Annotated in this window: 16 protein-coding genes; 12 read left to right on the forward strand and 4 right to left on the reverse strand. The window is 41.9% G+C overall.

The window, feature by feature from the left end; all coding sequences use genetic code 11:
• Positions 1 to 11: 11 nt before the first annotated feature.
• A complete protein-coding gene (gene gatB, locus BM126_RS18585; RefSeq protein ID WP_090990926.1) occupies positions 12 to 1,442 on the forward strand; it encodes an Asp-tRNA(Asn)/Glu-tRNA(Gln) amidotransferase subunit GatB in 1,431 nt (476 codons plus the stop codon).
• Between the two features lie 59 nt (positions 1,443 to 1,501).
• On the opposite strand, the gene BM126_RS18590 is transcribed toward gatB, so the two are convergent.
• Genes BM126_RS18590 through BM126_RS18600 form a run of 3 tightly spaced genes read right to left on the reverse strand, consistent with a single transcriptional unit; the run spans position 1,502 to position 4,730 of the window.
• Positions 1,502 to 2,365, reverse strand: a complete 864-nt coding sequence (locus tag BM126_RS18590) for a carbohydrate ABC transporter permease (RefSeq protein ID WP_090990927.1) — start codon at positions 2,363 to 2,365, stop codon at positions 1,502 to 1,504.
• Positions 2,362 to 3,387, reverse strand: coding sequence for a carbohydrate ABC transporter permease (locus tag BM126_RS18595; RefSeq protein WP_256213182.1), 1,026 nt, complete (start codon positions 3,385 to 3,387; stop codon positions 2,362 to 2,364). Before BM126_RS18595 ends, BM126_RS18590 begins: the two co-directional genes overlap by 4 nt.
• A 59-nt stretch (positions 3,388 to 3,446) precedes the next feature.
• Positions 3,447 to 4,730: an ABC transporter substrate-binding protein gene (locus BM126_RS18600; protein ID WP_090991039.1), complete on the reverse strand. Its 1,284-nt coding sequence runs from the start codon at positions 4,728 to 4,730 to the stop codon at positions 3,447 to 3,449.
• Positions 4,731 to 5,075: 345 nt separating this feature from the next.
• On the opposite strand from BM126_RS18600, the gene BM126_RS18605 reads away from it, so the two are divergent.
• The 7 genes from BM126_RS18605 (at position 5,076) to BM126_RS18635 (ending at position 10,186) form a co-directional block, all read left to right on the forward strand.
• Entirely contained in the window at positions 5,076 to 5,990 is a 915-nt protein-coding gene (locus BM126_RS18605) for a diacylglycerol kinase (RefSeq protein ID WP_071352899.1), read from the forward strand.
• Between the two features lie 432 nt (positions 5,991 to 6,422).
• Positions 6,423 to 6,746, forward strand: coding sequence for a PadR family transcriptional regulator (locus BM126_RS18610; protein ID WP_090990928.1), 324 nt, complete (start codon positions 6,423 to 6,425; stop codon positions 6,744 to 6,746).
• Positions 6,739 to 7,299 (forward strand): HAAS signaling domain-containing protein, encoded by a 561-nt coding sequence (locus tag BM126_RS18615; protein ID WP_090990929.1) that lies wholly within the window; start codon positions 6,739 to 6,741, stop codon positions 7,297 to 7,299. Before BM126_RS18610 ends, BM126_RS18615 begins: the two co-directional genes overlap by 8 nt.
• A complete protein-coding gene (locus BM126_RS18620) occupies positions 7,292 to 8,092 on the forward strand; it encodes a DUF4097 family beta strand repeat-containing protein (RefSeq protein ID WP_177201503.1) in 801 nt (266 codons plus the stop codon). The genes BM126_RS18615 and BM126_RS18620 overlap by 8 nt, the downstream gene beginning before the upstream one ends.
• Before the next feature lie 50 nt (positions 8,093 to 8,142).
• A complete protein-coding gene (locus BM126_RS18625) occupies positions 8,143 to 8,733 on the forward strand; it encodes a TVP38/TMEM64 family protein (protein WP_090990931.1) in 591 nt (196 codons plus the stop codon).
• A 169-nt stretch (positions 8,734 to 8,902) separates the two neighbouring features.
• Positions 8,903 to 9,460: a GNAT family N-acetyltransferase gene (locus BM126_RS18630; protein WP_090990932.1), complete on the forward strand. Its 558-nt coding sequence runs from the start codon at positions 8,903 to 8,905 to the stop codon at positions 9,458 to 9,460.
• Between the two features lie 12 nt (positions 9,461 to 9,472).
• Positions 9,473 to 10,186, forward strand: a complete 714-nt coding sequence (locus BM126_RS18635) for an alpha/beta fold hydrolase (RefSeq protein WP_090990933.1) — start codon at positions 9,473 to 9,475, stop codon at positions 10,184 to 10,186.
• A gap of 55 nt (positions 10,187 to 10,241) precedes the next feature.
• Here BM126_RS18635 and BM126_RS18640 read toward each other — a convergent pair whose 3' ends face one another.
• Positions 10,242 to 10,457, reverse strand: a complete 216-nt coding sequence (locus BM126_RS18640) for a hypothetical protein (RefSeq protein ID WP_090990934.1) — start codon at positions 10,455 to 10,457, stop codon at positions 10,242 to 10,244.
• Positions 10,458 to 10,704: 247 nt separating this feature from the next.
• On the opposite strand from BM126_RS18640, the gene rlmD reads away from it, so the two are divergent.
• The 4 genes from rlmD (at position 10,705) to BM126_RS18660 (ending at position 15,228) form a co-directional block, all read left to right on the forward strand.
• Positions 10,705 to 12,084, forward strand: coding sequence for a 23S rRNA (uracil(1939)-C(5))-methyltransferase RlmD (gene rlmD / locus BM126_RS18645; RefSeq protein WP_090990935.1), 1,380 nt, complete (start codon positions 10,705 to 10,707; stop codon positions 12,082 to 12,084).
• Between the two features lie 199 nt (positions 12,085 to 12,283).
• Positions 12,284 to 12,823 carry a sigma-70 family RNA polymerase sigma factor gene (locus tag BM126_RS18650; protein WP_090990936.1) on the forward strand — a complete coding sequence of 180 codons (540 nt, stop codon included), beginning with the start codon at positions 12,284 to 12,286 and terminating at the stop codon, positions 12,821 to 12,823.
• Positions 12,816 to 14,234: a DUF4179 domain-containing protein gene (locus tag BM126_RS18655; RefSeq protein ID WP_177201504.1), complete on the forward strand. Its 1,419-nt coding sequence runs from the start codon at positions 12,816 to 12,818 to the stop codon at positions 14,232 to 14,234. The genes BM126_RS18650 and BM126_RS18655 overlap by 8 nt, the downstream gene beginning before the upstream one ends.
• Before the next feature lie 424 nt (positions 14,235 to 14,658).
• Entirely contained in the window at positions 14,659 to 15,228 is a 570-nt protein-coding gene (locus BM126_RS18660) for a histidine phosphatase family protein (protein ID WP_090990938.1), read from the forward strand.
• The last annotated feature ends 28 nt before the right edge of the window (positions 15,229 to 15,256 follow it).

Below are 15,256 nucleotides of genomic sequence, written 5' to 3' on the forward strand. Positions count from 1 at the left end.
GGGTGAACGTGATGAAATTTGAAACAGTGATTGGCCTTGAAGTACATGTAGAGCTTAAAACAGATTCAAAAATTTTCTCGGACAGCCCAAACCACTTTGGTGCTGCACCGAACACTAATACAAGCGTGATTGACTTAGGCTATCCGGGCGTGCTTCCAGTCATCAATAAAAAAGCTGTGAACTTTTCAATGAAGGCTGCAATGGCTTTAAACTGTGAAATTGCCGAAGAAACGAAATTCGACCGTAAAAACTACTTTTATCCGGACAATCCGAAAGCATATCAGATTTCCCAATTTGATAAGCCGATCGGCGAGCATGGCTGGATCGAAATTGAAGCTGGCGGAAAGAAAAAGAAAATCGGCATCACAAGGATCCATATGGAAGAAGATGCAGGTAAGCTGACACATACTGGTGACGGTTATTCGCTTTGTGATTATAACCGCCAGGGGACGCCGCTGGTTGAAATTGTATCTGAGCCTGATATTTCGACACCGGAAGAAGCGTATGCTTATCTGGAAAAACTTAAATCCATCATCCAGTATACTGGAGTGTCTGACTGCAAAATGGAGGAAGGCTCCCTGCGCTGTGATGCTAATATCTCTCTTCGCCCTGTTGGCCAGCTTGAGCTTGGCACCAAAACAGAGCTTAAAAACTTAAACTCCTTCAGCTTCGTCCGTAAAGGGCTGGAGTATGAGGAAAAGCGCCAGGAAGAGATCTTATCATCCGGAGGATCGATTGAACAGGAAACACGCCGGTTTGATGAAAGCACGGGCAAAACCCTGTTAATGCGTGTGAAGGAAGGATCAGATGATTACCGGTACTTCCCGGAGCCTGATCTATTGTCCATCTTTATTGATGAAGAGTGGAAAAATAGGATCCGCTCTGAAATTCCTGAGCTCCCAGATCAGCGGAAAAAACGCTATACAGAGGAATTTGGATTGTCTGCATATGATGCGGCAGTTTTGACCGTAACAAAGGAAACGGCAGACTTTTTTGAAGAAACTGTAGCGCTCGGAACTGATCCGAAGCTTGCTTCCAACTGGATCATGGGCGAACTATCCGCATATTTGAATGCAGAAGGAAAAGAGCTGCATGAAGCCGCACTGACTTCTGAATCGCTTGCAGGCTTAATCAAGCTGATTGAAAATGGCACAATTTCTACGAAGATTGCCAAGCAGGTCTTCAAGGAATTGGCCGAAAAAGGCGGAAACGCAGAAGAAATCGTAAAGGAAAAGGGACTTGTCCAGATTTCTGATGAAGGGGCCCTCCGCAAGATCGTCGGTGAGGCGCTCGACAGCAATCCGCAATCGATTGAAGACTTCAAGAATGGCAAAAACAAAGCAATCGGCTTCCTTGTCGGCCAAATCATGAAAGCGACTAAAGGACAGGCGAATCCGCCGTTAGTGAATAAGATTCTTGTTGAGGAAATCAATAAGCGATAAAAGCAGTAAAAAAGCTGTCATGAAAGGTTTGATTTCCTTCATGACAGCTTTTTTTGCACTTATCCTTTTGTCCCGGATGATATATTTGAGCCTTCGATGAAGTGACGCTGAAAGATAAAGAAAAGAATTAGCGTCGGAATCAGAACCATTACTGACATCGACATTAAGTAGTGCCACTGTACCTGCATGCTGCCCTTGAAGGTCTGAAGACCAAGCTGCAGGGTGTACAGCTTTTCATCGCTTAGATACAAGAGCGGCCCTAACAGGTCATTCCAGGAGCCGTTAAAGGAGAATACAGCTACCGTGATCAGTGCAGGCTTTGTCAGCGGCAGCATAATGTGCCACCAGATTTTAAAGTGGCTGGCACCGTCCATGATCGCCGCCTCGATGAACTCGTCCGGTATGGTCATCATGAATTGGCGAAGCAGGAAGATGAAAAACGCACTGCCTAGAAAAGCAGGAACAATTAAAGGCAGATAGGTATTTACCCAGCCGATTTTTGAGAACATGATATACTGAGGGACCATTGTCACAAAACCCGGAATCAGCATAGTAGAAAGAACAAGTGTAAATAGAATATTTCTGCCTTTAAAACGGATTTTTGCAAATCCGTATGCAACAAAGGAGTTCACAAGTACGCTGCCAATTGTAGACACTACAGAGATGAACAGTGTATTCAGCCCCCATCTTGTAAAAGGAGCTGAATTCCAGGCTTTGGCATAATTCGAGAAATGGAAGGCTTTCGGAATGAAAGACGGCGGGTTCTGCATAATTTCAGCTGGCGACTTCAGGGAAGTAGAAACCATCCACCAAAGAGGCGTCAGCAAAACAAGGCTCCCAAGCACAAGTAACGTAAAAACAAGTGCATTCCTTGTATTTCTCCGGAATTTATTTGTTTTGTAAAACTTCACTTCTGTATTCATTTATTTTCACCTCCATCATAATGCACCCACTTTTTACTGAACTTCATGTTGAAGAAGGTGAGAACCATGATAATAACGAATAAGAACCAGGCCATAGAGGATGCGTAGCCCATATCGAATACTTCAAAGGCATTGTTCCACATATGCAGATTAAAGAACAGCAGGGAGTTGGATGGCCCTCCGTCTCCATTCTGTGTCATCACATAGGCCTCCTGGAAAATTTGGAAAGCGCCAATTGTGCTTGTTATCAGATCAAAGAAGATAATCGGCGATAACATAGGCAGTGTGATGCGGAAGAACTTCTGAAAACTGTTTGCACCGTCCAGATCGGCTGCTTCATAGAGGGAAGGAGAGATGCTTTGCAAACGTGCAAGGTACAGAAGCATGCCTCCTCCAACACTCCAAAGCTTCATCATGATAAGGGCAGGCTTTGTCCATGCCGGGTCGAACAGCCAGGATGGTCCTTCGATGCCGAACCAGCCAAGGAATGTGTTCACAAGGCCTGAAGATGGGCTTAACAGCTGCATCCACAAAAAGTAAACGGCCACGCCTGAAAGGATCGCAGGCAGATAAAAGATGGTACGGAATATCTTCATGCCTGGTATTCTCTGGTTCATTAATACAGCGACAAAGATGGCACCTGCGGTTGTGAGCGGAACGGAAAATAGGACAAAATAGCAGGTATTCCATAAGGACGTCCAAAACAGGTCATCCATTGTGAACATTCTTTTATAGTTTGTGAGTCCGATAAAGTTCATCTTTGAGGTAATGTTGTAATCTGTGAAGCTCGCATAAAGTGAAAACAGGAGCGGGCCGGCCGTCAAAAATAGCAGGCCGATAAGCCATGGAGAGATGAATATGTATCCAATCAGGTTGTCAGATTTGCGGGTGCTGGATCTTGATTTTTTAAAAAGCAATATGTTTGGCTTTGTTTGTTTTCCTTCATTACCGGCACCAGTTTTCTTCTTCTGGGCTGATTCAATGGCGCCGGCTTCATTTTTAAGTGTTGCTTCTCGCATCATGCCAGACCTCTTTTCATTAGAAAGAAGAGAAGCCAAGATGGCCTCTCATTCTATCGTTCTTATTTTTTTTGCTGCTTTACATCTTTTTCTGCTTTTTCAAGTGCCTTCTTCGCCGATTTCTTGCCATGGATGGCTGCGTCTATCTGCGGGTCGATTCTTGACTGGTAATCCGGATAATGAATCGGTACAGGATGAAGCCTGGTATCCTTCAGATTATCCACAGCCTGCTGATAAACCATTTTTTCCTTGCCGCTAAAACCTTTAATCACGTTTTTGGCAGCCTGCATGTTGGCGATATTATCATAGTTTTTCTTTGCCCAGTATTCCTGTGCCTTTACGCCAGCCATGTATTTTATGAAGGCTGCTGCTTCTTTTGGATGCTTGGCGCCTTTAGGGATTTCCAGTACAAATCCGCCGCCTTCATTCCAGTGCCTGCTGCTGCTGTCATAGGCAGGCATAGGAGCTACACCAAAGTCCATGTTTGTTTTAGAATCGCGGATCTGCGTATAGAATGTGGCAACATCTGTCCACATGGAAACCTTGCCGGATATGAATGGGTTGGATTGGCCGCTGCCGAAGTCTGCTTCATATTTCTGCAGGTTTTTATCTCCAAGGCGTTTTCTCCAATCGGCGATCCATTTCAGTGTTTCTATCTTTCTTGGAGTCGTAATCTCAAGCTTGTCACCTTCTATAAAGCCTTTTCCGTTGTCTGCATTGGCCATCCAGCTTCCTGCACCAAAGCTTCCCCATGTCGGATAAAAGCCGATGCGCTCATAGCTGCTGCCTTTTTTTACATCGAGTTTCTTAGCATAATCTTCAAGCTCTTTCCATGTGGAAGGAGGGCGGTTAGGGTCGAGTCCCGCTTCTTTGAAATCTTTTTTATTGTAGAAAAGCAAACGTGTATCTGTTGTAAAGGGAACGCCGTAGAATTTCCCTTTGTATTCAACGGTCTTCCAGAGGTTCGGGTACAACTCATTTTTGATGCTTTCATTTATGTATGGAGACAGGTCCTCAGATTGCTTATTTTGTGCCCGGTGGGAAACACTGTTTATGTCATTGACGATAACATCTGCGGGATTTCCCGCTGCGACTGCTGCCAGGTTCTTTGTCCAAATATCTCCCCATGGCACATATGTATGTTTAACTTCAATTTTATCTTGTGATTGATTGAAATCCTTCACAATTTTCTCAATTACCGGTTTTCTTGTTTCAGAGCCCCAGAAAGTCTGGAAGCTTACAACCACTTTTCCGTCCTTTGTTTTATCAGATGCACCGCCCGATCCGCCTGAGCATGCAGAGAGCATCAAGCAGGCAGCGACTGACATCAGCAAAACCCATTTCATTCTTCTCACAATATGTACCTCCATTTAGTTGTTATTTCAAGAAAGTATTCCAACCTTGCATTTACCACAAATAACAACAAATGAAACCTGCTAAATTTATCCGGCAGGTTTTTTTGTGGAATCTGTTAGTGGCTCCGCACCCATAAATCATTGCTTGAACTGGAGTTATGGAGTGAAATGCAGTATAATTTTTAGCGGGAATGCTGATTGAAAAAAAGCGGATATGAGCGGATAAGAAAAGATAGGCGCCAGGATGGACTGGCTGCCAGCGGGACATTGCATTTTTAGATATGAATCGTTACCATAAAAAGACAAAGTCTTGATTTTGAAAATAGGATGATGGAAATGAAAAGAGCAAGATTGATTTATAATCCGACTTCAGGCAGGGAAGCAATCAAGAAGCATCTGCCGCAAGTATTGGCAAAGCTTGAAATGGCAGGCTATGAAGCCTCCTGCCACGCCACGACGTGTGAGGGTGATGCCACGAATGCTGCACGGATTGCCATTGAGCGGGGCTATGATACGGTAATTGCAGCAGGCGGTGACGGCACGATTTATGAGGTTGTTAATGGGCTAGCCGATGCTGAGGTTCGTCCTAATCTTGGAATCATTCCGGTTGGGACAACCAATGACTTTGCGCGCGCCATCCATGTGCCAAGGTCCATTGAAAATGCTGTGGATATTATTGCAGCTGGCCATACCATGCCAATAGATATCGGGAAAATGAACGAAAAATACTTTATAAATATTGCCGGCGGAGGGCGCCTGACTGAGCTCACTTATGAAGTGCCAAGCAAGCTGAAGACCATGATCGGGCAGCTTGCATACTACTTAAAGGGTATTGAGATGCTGCCATCCATCAAGCCGACAGAAGTTAGCATTGAATATGACGGAAAAATCTTCGAAGGCGAAATCATGCTGTTTTTAGTGGCGAATACGAATTCAGTCGGCGGTTTTGAAAGACTTGCCCCGGATGCATCACTGAATGACGGAATGTTTACCATGCTGATTCTTAAGAAAACGAACCTGGCTGATTTCATCAGGATCGCTTCATTGGCCATTCGAGGCGAGCATGTGAATGACCGGAATGTCATCTATGCCAAAGCCAACAGAATCAAGGTCATTACTAAGGACAAAATGCAGCTGAATCTGGATGGGGAATTCGGCGGGCTTGCACCTGCAGAATTTGTGAACCAGTACCGCCATTTCAATGTGTTTGTGCCTAAAGGCAAACTTGCTGATGATCCGGCTAATCAATAATGCTGAATGAAAACAAATACCCCCTGAGATAGCAGTCTCAGGGGGTATTTTATATTTAGGCTGCCTTTGGTGTCTCGCCTTCCCGCTAATCTAAGCAGGAGTCTCGCACATTGCACTCCAATCGGCCCCATTTAATAATGAGATCACCTCTCAGAACTCATTAAAAAACAACAATGTTTAAGAAAAGAGCCTATATTTATTAAAATTGCGCCAAAAAATGAAGGCAGGGAAGCATAAATGGGCTAGGCACGAGAAAAACACTTAGAGCCTGTCTCATGCCGTTTACTTTATAGTTAGAATAAATATAAAAAAAATATAAACCAGTACCTTGCAATAAACAATAGCGGGTGGTATATTATGAATTAAAGGTACATATCATGGAACAGTACCATACAATGTATAGTAGTAAAAAGGTGATAAGGGGTGTGAAAGGTGAACGTACAATTTAAAAAAGGCGTCTTGGAGTTATGCGTGCTCGTGCTTTTAGATAAAAAAGACCGCTACGGATATGAGCTTGTGCAAAAAATATCCGATCAGATAGAAATTTCTGAGGGCTCTGTGTATCCCTTGCTTAGAAGGCTAACAAAGGAAGAGTATTTCACGACATATTTGCAGGAATCGAGCGAGGGCCCTTCACGTAAGTACTACAAGCTTACAGATAAAGGGCGTAATTACTTGAAAGAGCTGATAGCAGAGTGGAATGAGTTTACAAATGGAGTCAATACATTAATTAAAGAAGGTGTGAGCCATGAATAAAGAACAATATCTGCATCAATTGGATATGGCCCTGAAGCGTCTTCCTGCTCATGAGAGAAAGGATATCCTTTGGGATTATGAAGAACACTTCGCAAACGGGATTGAGGAAGGCAAAAGTGAGGAGCGGATTTCAGCTTCACTAGGGTCTCCCCAGCAAAACGCCAAGGAGCTGCTTGCTTCTTATCATATAGGAAAGGCCGAAAAGAAGGTTACAACCGGAAATATCCTGCGGGCGACATGGGCTGCACTCGGGCTTGGGTTTTTCAATATTGTGTTTATCCTGGGGCCTGTGATTGGAATAGCTGGTGCAATGGCCGCAGGATGGATTTCAGGAGCAGCTTTTATCCTTAGCCCTCTTATGGTCCTTGTGGGTTCAGCGATTTACCGTGGTACCTTCGAATGGTATGATTTGTTCTTTTCTATAGGATTATGCGGAGCCGGGCTCTTCATTTTAATTGGCATGTACTACGCAACATATGCATTGGTCCGCGGGCTGATCCGTTATCTGAAATTCAATGCTTCTGTTGTGAAAGGCGGTCTGAATCGTGGGTAAAATAAAAAAACTAAGTATACTGGCAGCTCTTCTTTTGATCATTGGAATTGCAGGGGCACTTTTAACGTATCAATCAGGAAAAGAAGTACGGATTTCGCAAAACAAAACAGCAGCAGATTCAAACTACAAAAACGTGGTCATTGATACTGACAATGCAGGTGTGGAAATTCAGCCTATTTCTTCAGGACCGGCAAAAGCAGTACTGAGCGGCAAAAGCTCCGATCAAAAGCAGCTGGACTTTACCATAAAAAAAGAAGGCTCTACACTGAAAATTAAAGTAAAAGAAAAGCAGAGAAAGTTCTATAATTTTGATTTTTCCTTTACTTCTTTAAAGCTGAAGGTGTATATTCCGCAAAAGCAGTACAGATCACTGACCGTTCATAATGATAATGGACTTATTAAGGCAAAAGATATGAAAACGGACAGCCTGACATTAATTGTAAATAACGGCTATGTCGACCTGAAGAATATTCAATCAAAACACTCATCCATTTCTGCAGATAATGGCAGGATGTTTTTAGATAAGGTAACTGGCGATGTGAAGGCAGCGGCAAATAACGGGGAAATCAAGATGATTGCTAGTGACCTTGAACGCAATATCACACTTGACTGCGATAATGGCAAAGTTTCTATCAAAACAGAAAAAGAGCCCCGGAATGCAGCCTTCCACGTTAGAGCCGATAACGGTAAAATCAACATCCTTGATAAGTATCAGCATGATGCAGTACTTGGCAGCGGAAAATATAAAATCAGGCTTACAACGAATAATGGAAGTATTGAAGTGAAACGGTAATTTTCATAGAATTAAAAGACTGCGGGATATGCCTGCAGTTTCTTTGTATAATGGATCTGATGCCAAGGCAGAAAGGAAGACAAATGGATAAAGATATATTGCTGTTTTTGCAGGAAGGAACGTTGTTGTCAGGAGTGTTCAGCTTTTTGCTGATGATGGTCCTTGCCTTTATTCCCGCTATGCCAATACCAGCTGCAGCAGGTGCAATTGGAGCTGTTTTCGGATTCTGGCCTGCCTTTCTGATCAGCTGGGGCGGAGCGGTTTTTGGCGCACTTTTGATGTTTATACTGTCACGTTTCCTATTCCGCAATAAAGCATATGGGTTGATTAAAAAATATAAGAAAGCAGATGCCCTACTTCATTTTATCGAGAATAATGCCTTTCTTTCTCTTTTGATTGTAAGGCTCTTGCCCATATTTCCTTCAGCTGTGATTAATCTCGGAGCGGCACTTTCCGGAATAAAAACGAGAACCTTTCTTCTTGCTGCTTTGCTTGGCAAGCTGCCGGCCATGCTGACATTTACCCTTGCAGGAAATCAGCTCGAAAAAGGAAATTGGCCGATACTAGTTCTTGTTGGCCTTTATATACTTGTCATACTTTTGGCCGCGGCCAGAATTCGGAAAGTGATTGGCGAGCGCTAAAATATTATAATGTAATAAAGATTCGAAGAAGGGCAGCTCTGCAGAAGATGCAGGGCTGTTTCTTTATATAAAAGGATTACAGCAAATTTAATCAAACGTTTGATTAAATTTTTTTCTCCTATTTTAACTATGGTAAAGTAGAGAAAACGTATAAAAGGGAGAGAAGGACATGCAAGTCAGACAAGCGAGAATAGAAGATGCAGCACAGGCTGCAGAACTGATCCACCTGGCCATCAAGGACATTGCCGAGGCACTGACAGGGGAAACGGAGGAAGAGAAAATAAGAAAAGTGCTGCGTGATTATTTCTGCCAGGAAGTAAATAGGCTGAGCTACCGCAATACGCTTGTGGCAGAAATGGAGGGAAGGGCCGCCGGCATTATTATCTCCTATTATGGAAGTGATGCAAGTGAGCTCGATGCCCCGATTATCGCTCATTTACACTCATCAGGAAGCACAAATGGTGCTGTTGAAAAGGAAGCGGAAGATGAAGATTATTATATTGATACATTGAGTGTAAACCCTGCGCATTGGGGGAAAAGGGTAGGAACATGCCTTGTGGCGGAATCGGAAAAGCTAGCTAAGGAAAAAGGCTATAAAACCATATCCTTAAACGTGGAAGAGGACAATATAAGAGCGCGGAAGCTATATAGCAGACTCGGCTACACTACTTCAAAGGTTATAACAATCAATCATCACAGTTATGAATATATGGTAAAAACTCTTTAAGGAGGCAAAAGGATGCTTGAGGGCTGGGTGAGAAACGGAGACGTACGGATTCATTATTTAGATAACACAGGTTCATCCAATGAAAACATCCCGCTAGTGATGGTTCCCGGCTTGGCTGAAACAGGAGAGGATTACAGTGATATTCTTGAGGCGCTGCTGCCGAGACGGGTCATTGTGATCACCATGAGAGGCAGGGGCCAAAGCGATACGCCTCATCATGGTTATACGCTTCGTGACCATGCAGAGGATATCAGCAGTGTGATCAATCATGTGGATATCGGCAAATTTGTGCTGTTTGGCTATGGGGCCGGAGTCATCTACAGCCTTCGCTATGCTGCAGATCATATGAGGCAGATCAGCGGCATTATTATCGGAGATTATCCTGCAGTATCTTTGGATTTTCAGGAGGGGTGGAGCGAGTTTTTCGCTAAAATCCCAGGCCGTCACGGAAATGTGCTTGACCGGATGACGATGGAAACATTAAAGGAAATTGAAAAGGATTCCGAGGAGGTCAGCTTTCTTGAGGATCTGAAAAATATGGCCTTCCCCGTATTGATTCTGCGCAGCAGCAGCGGCAAAGCAGGACTTACTGAGGAAGGGGCAAAAGAATACCTGGCAGCGGTGCCGGATGGTAGGATCCGTATTCTGGATGAAGATGGGGAAGAACCTGTTGCAGAGGAGTTTGTCAAAACATTGGATGATTTTTTCCAGGAAATAGAGCGCTGACTGCAACAAAAAAAATACGGTTTCCGGCCGTATTTTTTCATGGCATGATCGCGTTTTAGCTTAACCCGTTCGTTTCAGACCAGCTGGCATAACTGCCGGTTCCGTCACAGCCTGGACAGTCTAATACACTGTTATAGTAATACTCATTCGGTGCATAGGCGCTAAAGCCTTTTCCACGGCAATCCGGGCACCAGCCTTTGGATTCCATTTCCGAGATAAATTTCGCCTGACGGGCAGCATTCCATGAAGCAATCGCACTGAATAATCCCATTCTGTTCACCTCAACTGTCTTTTTTCTTATTTTGTTTCAAAAATAAGCAATTTATACAAGCTGGGACTAAGGAATGGCTGAAAAAATGGCTTATTATTATCCTATGAAAAAATAAGGCAGCATGTGAGGGAATTAAAGCAGATTTTGTTTTAAAACAGGTAATTATGATAAACTATTTGAAGCTAGACAAACACTTGCTGGAGCACAGAAAAGGTGCTTTGCATTTCAATAGAAAAGGACGTATAACATGAAAAAAACAGCACCAGTTGCTAAAAATGAAACAATAGATGCAGTATTTGAAGATCTGACGCATGACGGAGCAGGCGTAGCCAAGATCGATGGCTATCCGGTATTTGTTCCAAATGCACTTCCCGGAGAAAAAGCAAAAATCAAGATTATCAAGGTGAACAAGGGCTACGCGTTCGGCAGGCTTCTTGAGCTGTATGAAGAAAGTCCATTCCGCGTCCATATTTCCGCTTCGGAAAACCATAAATACGGAGGCAGCCAGCTTCAGCACATCAGCTATGAAGGCCAGCTGAAGTTCAAGGAAAACCAGGTGAAGCAGGTCCTCACCCGGATCGGCAAGCTTGAGGATGTCAGCATTCACCCCATCTTAGGCATGGAGCATCCCTGGCATTACCGAAACAAAGCCCAGGTGCCGGTCGGCGAAAAAGACGGGGAGCTGATAGCAGGCTTCTACAAACCCCGCACACATGAAATCGTGGATACGGATGAAAGCCTGATCCAGGATTCTATCATTAACGAGGCTGTCCAGACTGTAAAGGAAATCTGCAGTGAACTCGGAATTCCGGCCTATGACGAACAAACCCACAGAGGGGTTCTCAGACATATTATGGCCCGGTACGGCAAAGAAACAGGCGAGCTTATGGTCGTGATTATCACGAGAACATCAGAGCTTCTCCAAAGAAATAAAATCGTCGAAGAAATCATCAAGCGCCTGCCAAAGGTAAAATCCATCGTCCATAACATCAACTCCAAAAAAACAAACGTCATTCTAGGCGAGAAAACAAAGGTGCTGTGGGGCAGTGAGGTTATTTACGATTACATTGGGGACGTGAAATTCGCTATATCTGCACGCTCCTTTTACCAGGTGAACCCGGACCAGACAAGAGTTCTTTACAGCAAGGCCCTGGAATATGCAGGTCTTACAGGGGAAGAATCTGTCATTGACGCCTATTGCGGTATCGGCACCATCTCTCTTTTCCTTGCCCAAAAAGCGAAGAAAGTCTTCGGTGTGGAAATCGTGCCGGAAGCCATCTCTGATGCAAAAAGAAACGCAGAGCTAAATGGCATCACAAACGCTGAATTCGCAGTCGGCGAAGCAGAAGAGGTTATCCCAGCATGGTACGAAGAAGGCAACACAGCAGATGTCCTTGTCGTAGATCCGCCGCGCAAGGGCTGTGATGAGGCACTCCTGAACACAATCATACAAATGAAGCCAAAAAAAGTCGTCTACGTCTCCTGCAACCCGGCCACACTCGCACGCGACCTGCGCATCCTGGAAGACGGTGGGTACAAAACAATAGAAGTACAGCCTGTGGATATGTTTCCGCAGACAACGCATGTGGAGTGTGTAGCGCAACTCATTTTAAAAGAAGGCAATTAACACTTAAGTGAGTTGACTTCTCATGTTTCTTGCAATGGATTACAAAATTAAAATAAACAGAAACCAAAAATGGTTTCTGTTTATTTTTTTGATTTTAAGAGTTTATTTACATGTTATGCTTTTCCCTGTAAAAAACTTTTGATTTTTGAAACTTTTCTTGATTATAGATTCCACTAATTAGTAAAGGGGGTTAGAAAGGATGGGAATTGAAAGCCACCGGCTAGTTAAAAAAGCTGTAAAAGGTAATAAGATCGCTTTTGAAAAGTTGGTCCAACAGCACTATGAAAGAATCTATCGGACTGCATATCTTTATGTACATAACGAAGAAGATGCGTTGGATGTTGTTCAGGAGGCAACCTATCAGGCCTTTACATCTATTCATTCGTTAAAAAATCCGGAGTATTTTTCGACCTGGTTTACCAGGATTGTCATTCGTTGTTCAGGTCGTATTCTAAAGAGAAAGAACAATGTTGTTCCGCTGAGTGAGGAAATATTATCGAATTTGCCGGGTCAAGCAAATGTAAACATTGAGGAATCCTTACAACTGCAAAATGCAATTAAGCTGTTAAAAGAGAATTACCGTACAGCCATTATTCTTTTTTACTATTACGATTACTCGATTAAAACGATTAGCAGCATCATGGAGATTCCCGAAGGTACTGTGAAAACTTATTTACGCCGTGGGAAAGAGGAGTTAAAAAAGTACTATAAAAATGAGGAGGACAAATGCCATGGATAATAAAGAAATAAAAATTGCAATTGATCAAATAGCCGTTCCAAAAGATAAAGTATTTGATGCAATTAATAAAGGTTTAAATAAAACTGAACATGGCGGAAAGGAAAGAAAGAAGAAATTTCTTGCTGCAGCCGCAACTGCAGCTGCTCTTTTAGGAATAACGATGGCCTCAGGATTTGTTAACCCTACAATGAATAAAGTATTGGCCAATACCCCCTTATTAGGCGGGATTTTTCACGAATTTCATGATTTACAGGGTGTCGAGTTGGCTAATCAGGGTGCGGTAACTGAATTTAACAAATCATTGACGAAAAATGGTGTGACTGTAAAACTCACAAGTGCCTACTTTGATGGCAGTATAGTTTCCATTACGGGATTTGTAGATGAAGATGTTGAAAAAGGCCATAACGAAAAAGGGGAAGTAAGTTTTGATGTGAATTTTGAACACAATAAAAAAGGGGATCGTGACCCCTGGCTAAAGTCAAATGAAGTAAAGAAAGTGAAAAACGGATATAACTTTCAATGGAAAATGGATTATCCGTATAAATCATTTAAAGAAAATTTTACTCTCCCTATTACTATTCATAATATCAACGGGATAAAAGGTGAATGGAATTTTGACATCCCTATTCAACAGAAAAAAAACAGTACACTTGCTATTAACCAGGAGCAGGAGTACCCGGAAGAAAATATTAAAATTCGTATAAAAGAAATTCTTAGCGCAAAAGCATCCTCTTCGCTTATCTATGAGACGGTGCAGAAATATAAGAGTGATGATATTCATATCTATAAAGCAATTGATGAAAAAGGAAAGGTATACAGGTTTGGGAATGGAACAACAATAGAGCAAACTAAACAACAAGATGGATATCATAGAACAATTCGTACTGATATGACCAAGCTGAATTCAACTATTACTTCACTTACTTTTTATCAGACAATAAATCTTGCTGATCCCAAAATAGAACAGTTCTTGGATAAAAAATCCTTTACTATGAGGAGCAAAAGACTTGGTTTAGGCCTGCAGGTAAATGATATCACCCAAAAGGGAAGTAAACTCGTAATCGACTATCAATTCACTGGGCTGCCAAAGCGATTAAGCAAAAACCAGCTTGATTTGTTTGAAAATAACTTGCAGTATGAGTTGCTGTTGGTGGATAAGGATTATATTGGGGAAATTGATCCTAAGAATCCAGTGCCGCCTGAAAATCATAGCATCCGTCTGAATAAGGTTAAAACAATTAATAAAAAGACAGCACACTTTCAATCTACATTCGATTTAAAAGGGAAAGAGAAAATAATGAACTTTAAGCTGAATAATACAATCTTGCAGTTCGATTTTTCAAGTTTTGTCCCAGCTAAGGAATTACAACCGATCCTGTTGAACGCTCACTGGAAAAAGAATAAACAGTAAAGCTATATGGAGGAAACTGTTAGTTTTCTAAGACGATAATAAGCTTCAACAGTTCCATCTGAATAAATTTCTATTAAATATTAATTTATGAAGCATTATAGGGTTAAAAGAAGGAGCAAAAGAAGTTTTATAAAGAGTTAAGAAGATGAAATCAATCCGATTTCATCTTTTTTTATTGGTATAATACCTAATTTTCTCATTGCTCTATTTACTTCATCTGCTTATTTTTAATTTGTTCAGTCAGAGTGTACTCAAAGGAACATAAAATATCAGAAACTAAAAACATTTATAAGAAAACTTGATGCATATATTGCAGCAGATTCAGACGTTAAAATGAAATTCAGCACTTAATTCATTCCTGCTTTTTCTGGTTTACCAAATGGATTATAATTAATGAAAAAGTAAAATACTGGAGTTTTAATAGATGGATACTGAGATTTATTTTGTTAGACACGCTCATTCTGTTTTTTCATTAGATAACGAAGAGAATAGGGAGTTATCTGAAAAAGGTTGGGCAGATGCACATAAAATCACTGGCATATTGATAAAAGAGAATATTGAACATATTATTTCTAGTTCTTATGTAAGGGCTAAACAAACTGTAGAAGGTTTATCAAAACATATACATAAAGAAATTGAAGTTGATTCCCGTTTTAGAGAGAGGGATTTAGCAGCAAGAGATTATCATTTCGAAAGACCAATGGAAGCAATGAAGTATGTGTTTGAGAATCCCGGATTTAAATATCCCCATGGTGAATCAAACCATGAAGTTCAGCAACGTGGTATCTATGGTTTAAGAGATGCCGTTTCTAAATATCATGGAAAGAAAGTAGCAATAGGAATACACGGCAATATTATGACGTGTATATTGAATTACTTTGATAAAAAATTTGATTTTGATTTTTGGAACATGACAACCAAACCCGATATATACAAACTAACAATTGATAAACATTTTAATTTGGTTGGGTTTGAAAGACTGTGGAAAGATTGATAGAGTGCTAAAATTAGCCATGATAGCA

Origin of the sequence: Bacillus sp. OV322 (assembly GCF_900112495.1) — a bacterium.
Lineage (GTDB): Bacteria > Bacillota > Bacilli > Bacillales > DSM-1321 > Peribacillus.

Coding starts and splice junctions, on each gene's coding strand:
- BM126_RS18595 (WP_256213182.1), bottom strand. CDS start 3,387: ATGATGCGAGAAGCAACACTTAAAAATGAAGCCGGCGCCATTGAATCA.
- rlmD (WP_090990935.1), top strand. CDS start 10,705: ATGAAAAAAACAGCACCAGTTGCTAAAAATGAAACAATAGATGCAGTA.
- BM126_RS18640 (WP_090990934.1), bottom strand. CDS start 10,457: ATGGGATTATTCAGTGCGATTGCTTCATGGAATGCTGCCCGTCAGGCG.
- BM126_RS18650 (WP_090990936.1), top strand. CDS start 12,284: ATGGGAATTGAAAGCCACCGGCTAGTTAAAAAAGCTGTAAAAGGTAAT.
- BM126_RS18625 (WP_090990931.1), top strand. CDS start 8,143: ATGGATCTGATGCCAAGGCAGAAAGGAAGACAAATGGATAAAGATATA.
- BM126_RS18655 (WP_177201504.1), top strand. CDS start 12,816: ATGGATAATAAAGAAATAAAAATTGCAATTGATCAAATAGCCGTTCCA.
- BM126_RS18600 (WP_090991039.1), bottom strand. CDS start 4,730: ATGAAATGGGTTTTGCTGATGTCAGTCGCTGCCTGCTTGATGCTCTCT.
- BM126_RS18660 (WP_090990938.1), top strand. CDS start 14,659: ATGGATACTGAGATTTATTTTGTTAGACACGCTCATTCTGTTTTTTCA.
- BM126_RS18590 (WP_090990927.1), bottom strand. CDS start 2,365: ATGAATACAGAAGTGAAGTTTTACAAAACAAATAAATTCCGGAGAAAT.
- gatB (WP_090990926.1), top strand. CDS start 12: ATGAAATTTGAAACAGTGATTGGCCTTGAAGTACATGTAGAGCTTAAA.
- BM126_RS18615 (WP_090990929.1), top strand. CDS start 6,739: ATGAATAAAGAACAATATCTGCATCAATTGGATATGGCCCTGAAGCGT.
- BM126_RS18605 (WP_071352899.1), top strand. CDS start 5,076: ATGAAAAGAGCAAGATTGATTTATAATCCGACTTCAGGCAGGGAAGCA.
- BM126_RS18635 (WP_090990933.1), top strand. CDS start 9,473: ATGCTTGAGGGCTGGGTGAGAAACGGAGACGTACGGATTCATTATTTA.
- BM126_RS18630 (WP_090990932.1), top strand. CDS start 8,903: ATGCAAGTCAGACAAGCGAGAATAGAAGATGCAGCACAGGCTGCAGAA.